The sequence below is a fragment of the uncultured Polaribacter sp. genome (assembly GCF_947501385.1).
Lineage (GTDB): Bacteria > Bacteroidota > Bacteroidia > Flavobacteriales > Flavobacteriaceae > Polaribacter.
The window spans coordinates 48,392-54,391 of sequence record NZ_CANMVP010000032.1; the positions used below are offsets into that span (position 1 = coordinate 48,392).

Genomic DNA, 6,000 nt, shown 5'->3' on the forward strand with positions numbered 1-6,000 from the left:
TTATAAATAATTTAATTTGTACATCAGTTTTTTTAATTAATTTAGAGTAAAAATAGTACTGCTTTTATATTATTTTTTAGCAAATAATTGATGTCTATAATTTTGTAGAGTTATAGTTTCTGATCAAATAAAAAAGTGAAGAAAACATACTATCTTCACTTTTTTATTTCCTCTTTCAAAATTTTTTTAAATTACTTTAAAAAAGTTTCTTTTTCAACAACCATTTCTAAAGTTACGTTACCTCCTGCTTTACCATCTACTTCTTTAATGGTTTTTTTAGTAAGTTTTCTTGTTAAACTAATCTTTGCTTTACCTGCTTTTAAATTTTTTAAATCACCTTTCTTGATAACCACAGATGTGGCACCTACTTTGGTAGTTGATGGAATTGCGCTTGTTTTTCCATCTTGGTAAACAATGACATATACTTCTTCTCCAGCTTTTACAGCATTTCCTTTCCATGTAATTGTATTATCTTTTTTAAGAGACAGTTTATCATGTCCAGATTTAAATTCGATTTTAGAAACATCTTTAGCACTAAAAGTGTTGTTGAATCTCTTCATTCCATTTTTAACATACGTAAACTTAGCATCTAGCAAGCCTTTTTGTTTTTTCCAGCTATAAAAATAACCATCAATAACAGCAGTGCTAAAAACATCTTGCTTCTTTCCATTAAGTACCACACTTGATTTTCCTTTAAGAGCAAGTCTTGTACCAGTTTTATCAATAGTTCTAAAGGTAGCTTTTGCCTCTGTTTGTTTTTTTGTTAAATTATACTTTACGTAATAATTTTGAAAAATTGGATTTTCTGGCAAAATCATGTCAGAATCTCTACTTTCACATCCTGTAAAAATTGCACTTGCAGCTACTACTGCAATCATAAGAAATCTTTTAATTGTTTTCATTTTTTTGTTTTAAAATTATTTTTAGATTGTTACTTAATAAACAGCTCAATCTTTAAAACCCCTAACTTTTAAAAAAAAATTTATCAATTAAAATTCAAAAAAAAAAAAAAATATCTTAAAATCAATTAGTTACGCTTAAGTTGTTATTGAATAAAAAAATGCTGATAAACTAAAACTCGTACATTTTAGCATAACAAGTATTAAGAAAATTGCCAATTCCCATGATATATTTATAATCAATTGTTTTGCCAGGTAAATTTATGCGTAGATTTTTAGAAACTAACTCTAAAAACAATGTTGGGTGTAATTCTAAGTCCATTTTGATTACTTTCAATCAAATTAAACTCGTCGTCATCATTTTGAGAAACACGATACAATTTATTTAATATATTTCTTCGATCATACATATTCAGTAGAGAAAAACCTATTTTACCTTTCCATTGACTCAATTTTGAAAGCTGAAATTCATACGTTCCTGAAAAATCTAAACGATGATAATTTGGTAATTTACCACCATTAACTTCGGTGTATGTAGTTATTGAATTTTCGCCATTTTGTGGTAAACTTAATTCGGTAAACGGTTTAGAAGTTCTGTATTTCCACCCTAAAGAAAGCTGAAACTTCCCTAATTTAAGTGAATGTGCCCAGTTGAAACTATGACGAATATCAAAATTTCCTCTAAACTTTTTTGCATTTTCTATTTGATCGAAATAAATATTTGAATGCGCAAATGAATAAGCAATCCAAGTACGATAATTTCTTATTCTTTTCTTTATCAAAAAATCAATACCGTAATTATCACTATTACCAGCAGAAAAAACTCCTGTAGCACTAGCAAAACCTCGTGTAAATGATGTCAAACCTTTTGTTTTTCTAACATAGCCTTCTACATCAAAATTCCAATTATTTTTTTTATAGTTTACATTGGCACTTATTTGTCTACTATTTAAACTGGGAAAATCTACATTGTCTGCCAAAGCCCAAACTTGATTCTCTAAGCCTAAATCTGAAGTAACAAATTCAATAATTTGAGTTATAGGTTGGTTTTTTACTTCACCTGAAACACCAATTTTGAGATTTTTATTTAAAAAAACTTTAAAATTAAATCTGGGTTCAATAAAAAACTCATCTGTAACTGAAAAACTATTTAAGCGCATACTTACATCAAAAAGAAATTTCTTAGGATTATTGTATGTGTATTCTGAATAAAAAGCACTAGAGATGTTCGTAGCTTTATCTGTTATTAAATAATCATTTTCTGGGATGTATGATATTTTATTTTCAAATGAAAAAGAAACTTTGTTGGTAGAATGTTGATAGCCTGCCTGTAAAGAATGCTTGTCGCTCAACTTGATATTTGTCTCCAAATCAAGAATAGTTTCCTTTATATTGTTCCCTTTATTTATGGCTAAAGTACCTACCTCATCAAAAGTATCCTTACTTGTATAATTTAAATCGTATGTAGAGTTGCTTATACTTAAATTGTGGCTAATTTTCTCATTCCACTGCTTTTTCCAAGACCCAAAAAAACCTACGTTTCTAATTTTTAATAAGTCTTCTTCTGTATCATTATATTGTTGATTCGAAAAACTGGCCGAATAATCCAATCTATTTTTTACATATAAAGAACTAAAAGTAAGATTATCTTTTTTAGTGAGATTCATATTTACTTTTATATTATAATCTGTAAAGTAAAACTTATTATTTACTCCTGTTGATTTTAACAAATAGGCGTTTTCATCTGATCCAATTCGTGAGTTTTGAAAGACTTTTTTTGTTAGCTTTTTATAAGTAAACGTATTTACGACATCTACAAAAGAGCGCCTAAAAGAAGTTACAATACCTACTTTTTTATTAAATATTGGTGTTTTTAGGTAAGCATCTGCATGGGTCATATTAACTCCAAAACCACCACTTAATTTTAATGGAATTTTTTTTTCTGAATTTGCATCAATCACTCCCGAAATTCTATTACCATACTTTGCTTTTGCGCCATTCTTATACACATTAACCTCATCTGTAATGTATGGATTGAATGCAGAAATCATTCCAAACAAATGACCACTATGATATACTTTTATTCCATCCCATAATATTAAATTTTGATCTGGTGTACCTCCTCTTATGTGCAATCCTGAGGCTGTTTCATTAGGACTTTGAATACCTGGTAAATACTGTAAACTTTCAAAAACATCTGGTTCTGTTAAACCTGGTAAAATACCAAGACTTTTAGGAGAAAACTTTATAGAACCATCACTATTTTTTGAAATACCTTTTGTAAGATATTCTTTAAGAATAATCTCATTTAATTGTTCATTCGAAGGATTTATTTCAAGGCTTTTACATTTGTCTTTTAGAAACTCTCTTGCTAGTATTTTTTTGCTTTCAAAACCTAAAAAATGAATTGCAATCGTATCGTTTTTTTTGACATTTGACAGTTTAAAGTACCCTTTTTCATTTGTGCTTGTCCCAGTCCCTTGATTGAGGTTCATAATATCTGCATATTGAAGTCTTTCTAATGTTTCTTTATCAAAAACATTTCCACAGATCTCGTTATATTCTAATTGGTGCTTACTTTTTACAATGAAGTATCTATGATTAATTTTTTCAAAAATTAAATTCGTGCTTTGTTGAAGTTTATTGAGGATAATATGTAGTGAAATATTGTTGCTAATAAGAGAAAAACTTTTATTCTCAACAATAGTATCTTGGTAGGAAAAGCGTAAATTAAACTTCTCTTCCAATTTTTTTAAAACTGATTCTAGGGGTTCATCAACAAAATCAATGGTAATAGTATTTTGAGAATATAAATGGACAGAAAAAATAAAACATACAATCCAACAGAAACGTTTCATTAATTTTTAATGAGAATAATAGTTTTCTCATTTTCAAAGGTATAATTTATTTCCATAGTGCCAAACACTGTTTGCAATGCAATTTCTATGTTTTTATGGCTAAAACTACCTGTAAAACGTTGTTTTACATCAACTTTATCAGAATTAATCCTTACGTTATATTGTTTTTCTAGTGCATGGATTACTTGTTTTAGAGGAACACTCTTAAATGTTGACTCTCCCATTAGCCATGAAGGAATTGTTTCTCTAAAATTAAAATTCTCTACCTTTTTACCAACATTTCTATAGGCAAGTCCTTTTGTAAGGATTGTTTTCTCTTTTAGACTTTTTACTTCAACTTTACCTTCAAAACATGCTACTTGATAAAAACCTTTAATAGCATTTACATTAAATTCTGTGCCTAATACTTTTACTTCTCCATCTTTAGATATCACTTTAAAAGAGGATCCTTTTTTTACTTTAAAGTACGCTTCTCCTTTAAGATAGGTTATTCGTTCTTTCTGCCAGTTTTTTTTGTCATACTTTAAAGTAGATTTTGCATTTAACATCACTTCAGATCCATCTGGAAGCGTAATTGCTAATTGTTCACCAAAGTCGGTAGTATAAGTTGTTTCAAAATTTAAAAAGTAAAACAATCCAAATAAAATAGCTATTGAAGCTGCAGCTATATATGCCCAATAAGGTAGAAATCTTTTAACTTTTGAACTTTCAGTGGTTTGCATTTGAATATTTTGAAACACTTTTTTCTTGTCAAAATCTGGCATTAAAAGTTTCTCTGAACCCTTTACAATTTTTTGGTAATCATTAAAAACTTCAGAAGACTCAAACTCTGCTTTCTCATTTTCAGTAAGCTCATTATTAAGCCATCTAGCTAAAAAAATATCATCATCATTTTTTTCCATAAAAACCTATGTTTACTATTCTATAACCGTTGATAGTATGTTTACCCTAATTATAATTTAAATTTTATTTCTTTTCTTAAACTCAATAATGCATTGTGCATTCTATATTCTACAGTTTTTACTGAGATCTCTAAAAGATCTGCTATTTCTCGGTATTTCTTTTTATCAATTCTATTTAATAAGAAAACTTCTCTTTGCGCCACTGTTAAATTACTAATCGCTTTCTGTAATTTTTGCATAAACTCCTCCTCTTCCATTAAAAAATCTGGACTTTGATTTTCATGCTTAACAGCATAATTTTGCTGATATTTAAGAACTACCTTGTTATGAGCCACTTCGTTAAAAAAAAGATTCTTAACCACCGTAAATAGGAATGATTTGGCTTTACCTACTAAAACTTTACTACAATTTTTCCATAGTTTGATAAATGCTTCTTGTGTTAGATCTTCAGCCTGATCAATATTTCCACATTTATAAAAAATAAAATTGCGTACTGTTTCTGCATGATCGTCATAAATTTTTTCAAATATTTTTTGCTCACATATTGAGTTCTTTTTATTGGCCATCAATTGTTTAGTTTATTTAAAAAATCAAAACTAGTATTTTTTTTTCGATAAAAAAAGATGGTTTTGATAAAAAAAATCATGAATATATCTTAAGTAATTCAAAAATTTTTACAAATTTAACTTCATACCGAATATTTAAATTTGTTACTGTAAAAAAAATTAGGGTAAATAGTTTATCGCTTGTTATAGATATGTATATACAAATAAAACTATTTATTAATTATTATTAAACCTTTATTAAAATGAAAATTATTTCAAAAAAATCAACAATTACAATGTTTTTATTAGCGGGTCTTGTAGCAGCTGTAAATGCTCAAGAGACCACCACAGTAACTACTCCATGTGGAGTTTACAAAATTGACAATGTTAAAACTGGATCTAGTAATATAGTTACAACTGGTAACTCAACAACTACCACAACCACCAGTTCTTCTAATGTCTCTGTAAATTCTTCAACAAGTAATGGAGTAACAAAAACTAAAATTTTTGTAAATGGAAAATTATATAAAGAAGTTTCATGTAAAGCTGAAGGAAAAACTACAACAAGTATTTCTTCTCCAAGCTCTAGGTTAAAGCCTCTAAAACTTCCTAAAATTGATAACTCTGGATTTTTCTCAAGTTTCCCTAGTTTTTCAAATCTTTTTTCATCCCCCTTTTTTAATTTTTAAGGATTACATAAAAATTAAAATCTAATAAAAAAGAAAGAGGCTGTCTGAAAAGGCAGTCTTTTTTTTTGCATTTTTTTGAAGAATTTCGTATTTTTAAGAATGAGCAG

At 27.9% G+C, this 6,000-nt stretch carries 5 protein-coding genes; 1 reads left to right on the plus strand and 4 read right to left on the minus strand.

Annotated features, from left to right (window positions below; genetic code table 11):
* Positions 1-191 precede the first annotated feature (191 nt).
* The 4 genes from Q0998_RS17105 to Q0998_RS17120 form a co-directional block, all read right to left on the minus strand.
* Entirely contained in the window at positions 192-902 is a 711-nt protein-coding gene (locus Q0998_RS17105; protein ID WP_299672058.1) for a hypothetical protein, read from the minus strand.
* A gap of 272 nt (positions 903-1,174) precedes the next feature.
* Positions 1,175-3,757: a carboxypeptidase-like regulatory domain-containing protein gene (locus Q0998_RS17110; protein ID WP_299672060.1), complete on the minus strand. Its 2,583-nt coding sequence runs from the start codon at positions 3,755-3,757 to the stop codon at positions 1,175-1,177.
* Positions 3,757-4,659 carry a FecR family protein gene (locus tag Q0998_RS17115; RefSeq protein WP_299672062.1) on the minus strand — a complete coding sequence of 301 codons (903 nt, stop codon included), beginning with the start codon at positions 4,657-4,659 and terminating at the stop codon, positions 3,757-3,759. The genes Q0998_RS17110 and Q0998_RS17115 overlap by 1 nt, the downstream gene beginning before the upstream one ends.
* A 50-nt stretch (positions 4,660-4,709) precedes the next feature.
* Positions 4,710-5,225, minus strand: coding sequence for a sigma-70 family RNA polymerase sigma factor (locus Q0998_RS17120; RefSeq protein WP_299672064.1), 516 nt, complete (start codon positions 5,223-5,225; stop codon positions 4,710-4,712).
* Between the two features lie 242 nt (positions 5,226-5,467).
* Between Q0998_RS17120 and Q0998_RS17125 the strand changes: the two genes are divergently transcribed.
* Positions 5,468-5,893: a hypothetical protein gene (locus Q0998_RS17125; RefSeq protein ID WP_299672066.1), complete on the plus strand. Its 426-nt coding sequence runs from the start codon at positions 5,468-5,470 to the stop codon at positions 5,891-5,893.
* The last annotated feature ends 107 nt before the right edge of the window (positions 5,894-6,000 follow it).